General features: G+C 76.9%; 1 protein-coding gene. It reads left to right on the top strand.

Annotated features, from left to right (window positions below; translation table 11 throughout):
* A partial coding sequence (locus CCN44_RS10280; protein ID WP_143649679.1) for a type I polyketide synthase occupies positions 1-2,462 on the top strand: 2,462 nt, incomplete at both ends.

The following is a 2,462-nucleotide window of genomic DNA, read 5'->3' as shown; positions in this document are numbered from 1 at the left end:
TCCTCGCCACCGGCGAACCCGAACTCTCCCTCGCGGACGGCCGGTTCAGCGTGCCCCGGCTGACCGCCCAGCCTCCCGGGCAGGAACCCGCCCCCGACTGGGGCACGGTCCTCGTCACCGGCGGCACCGGCGGTCTCGGCGCGCTGCTCGCCCGGCACCTGGTCCGCGCCCACGGCGTGCGCCGCCTGCTGCTCGTCGGCCGCCGCGGCACGGCACCCGCACTGCACGCCGAACTCACCGCGCTCGGCGCCGAGGTGACGGTGGCCGCCTGCGACGTCGGTGACCGCGAGGCGGTGCGCCGGCTGCTCGCCGAGCACCCCGTCGACTCCGTCGTGCACGCGGCGGGCACCGTCCGCGACGGCATCGTCGACACCCTCACCGACGCCCTGGTGGACGAGGTCTTCCACGCCAAGGCGCTCGGCGCCTGGCACCTGCACGAACTGACCCGAGACCGCGACCTCGCCCGCTTCGTGCTGTTCTCCTCCCTCGCCGCCGTCCTCGACGGCCCCGGCCAGGGCAACTACGCCGCCGCCAACGCCTACCTCGACGCCCTCGCCGAGCACCGCGCCGCCCTCGGCCTGCCGGCCACCGCGCTCGCCTGGGGGCTGTGGGACACTGACAGCGGCATGGGCGCGGCACTGGACGACACCGCCCGCCGGCGCATCGCGGCCCAGGGCGTCCCCGGCCTGTCCGCGGCCCGTTCCCTGGAGCTGTTCGACGCCGCCGTCCGCTCCCGCGCACCCCGCCCGGTACCGGTGGAGATCGACGCCGCCGCCGTACGCCGCCGCCCCGACGGCGTACCGCCGCTGCTCACCGCCCTCGTCCGCCCGGCCGCCCGCCGGGCCGCCGCGGGCGCCGCCCCCGCGGCGGCCACGGACGGACAGCTCACCGCGCTGCCCGCCGCCGACCGCGACCGCGCCCTGCTCGACCTGGTGCGCACCGAGGTGGCGGCCGTGCTCCGGCACGACGGGGCGTCCGCCATCGACCCCGGCCGGGCCTTCACCGACCTCGGCTTCGACTCCCTGGCCGCCGTCGAACTGCGCAACCGGCTCACCACCGCCACCGGACTGCGGCTGCCCGCCACCCTCGTCTTCGACCACCCCACCTCCCGCGCCCTCGCCGACCACATCCGCGACACGCTCTTCGGCACCGGCCCGCAGGACACCCCCGCGGCCGCCGGCCGCACCGCACCGGACGACGACCCGATCGCCATCGTCGGCATGAGCTGCCGCTACCCCGGCGGGGTCCGCTCCCCGGAGGACCTGTGGCGGCTCGTCGCCGACGGCGTCGACGCGGTCGGCGGCTTCCCCGTGGACCGCGGCTGGGACGTCGAGGCGCTGTACGACCCCGAGCCGGGCACCCCCGGCCGCACCTACACCCGCGAGGGCGCCTTCCTGTACGACGCCGCCGAGTTCGACGCCGCCTTCTTCGGCATCAGCCCCCGCGAGGCCACCGCCATGGACCCGCAGCAGCGGCTGCTGCTGGAGGTGTCCTGGGAGGCGCTGGAGCGCTCCGCCATCGACCCGCACCGGCTGCGCGGCTCCCGCACCGGCGTCTTCGCGGGCGTCATGTACCACGACTACGGCAGCTGGCTCGCCGAGGTCCCCGAGGACCTCGCCGCCTACCTCGGCAACGGCAGCCTCGGCAGCGTCGTCTCCGGCCGGGTCGCCTACGCCCTCGGCCTGGAGGGCCCGGCCGTCACCGTCGACACCGCCTGCTCCTCCTCGCTGGTCACGCTGCACCTGGCGGCCCAGGCGCTGCGGCAGGGCGAGTGCGACCTCGCGCTGGTCGGCGGTGTCACCGTCATGTCGACGCCGGACACCTTCATCGACTTCGCCCGGCAGCGCGGGCTGGCCGCCGACGGCCGCTGCAAGTCCTTCGCCGCCGCGGCCGACGGCACCGGCTGGGGCGAGGGCGCCGGCATGCTCGTCGTCGAGCGCCTCTCCGACGCGCGCCGCAACGGCCACCGGGTGCTCGCCCTGGTCCGCGGCTCCGCCGTCAACTCCGACGGCGCCTCCAACGGCCTGACCGCCCCCAACGGCCCCTCCCAGCAGCGGGTCATCCGCGCCGCGCTGGCCGCCGCCGGACTCACCCCGGCCGACGTCGACGCCGTCGAGGCGCACGGCACCGGCACCACCCTCGGCGACCCCATCGAGGCCCAGGCCCTGCTCGCCACCTACGGCCGGGACCGCACCGAGCCGCTGTGGCTGGGCTCCGTCAAGTCCAACATGGGACACACCCAGGCCGCCGCCGGGGTCGCCGGCGTCATCAAGATGGTGATGGCGATGCGCAACGGCGTGCTGCCCCGGACCCTGCACGTCGACGCGCCGTCCCCCCAGGTCGACTGGAGCGCGGGCGCCGTGGCCCTGCTCACCGAGCAGCGGCCCTGGCCGGCCCCGGACCGGCCGCGCCGCGCCGGCGTGTCCTCCTTCGGGATCAGCGGCACCAACGCCCATGTGATC

The sequence above is a fragment of the Streptomyces tricolor genome (assembly GCF_002155905.1).
In the GTDB taxonomy this organism is placed as follows: domain Bacteria; phylum Actinomycetota; class Actinomycetes; order Streptomycetales; family Streptomycetaceae; genus Streptomyces; species Streptomyces tricolor.
This window is presented reverse-complemented; position numbering and strand designations above follow the sequence as displayed.